This is a genomic window from Pseudomonas sp. SIMBA_041 (genome assembly GCF_046535095.1).
GTDB lineage: Bacteria > Pseudomonadota > Gammaproteobacteria > Pseudomonadales > Pseudomonadaceae > Aquipseudomonas > Aquipseudomonas mucoides.
On the sequence record NZ_JAWRXJ010000450.1, the window covers coordinates 1 to 264 of the forward strand.

Below are 264 nucleotides of genomic sequence, written 5' to 3' on the forward strand. Positions count from 1 at the left end.
CCTTCTACGCGGCATGGCAGGATCGGCGGATCGGTGAGGAAGTTCGCCGGAACGCTCCACGGGTGGCTCGCCCCGCGCAAGTCGAGCGATTCGAGGCGTGTCACCGTGACAGGGTGAGGGCTGAGGTTGCTGACAGTGATCGTGTTGTAGCCGTGATCGCCCGGCCCGACGCTTACGCGGATGCGACTCTTGCCCCGCCGCCGAGCCTCTACGGTGTTGTAGATGCTGAGGATGACACCGATGAAGGCGGCAGCTGTTGTGATG

1 protein-coding gene is annotated in these 264 nt (G+C 64.0%); it reads right to left on the reverse strand.

What is annotated here, in order from left to right:
- Positions 1 to 264: hypothetical protein (locus SB725_RS31875; RefSeq protein WP_410923445.1), on the reverse strand; the 264-nt coding region annotated here is incomplete at both ends.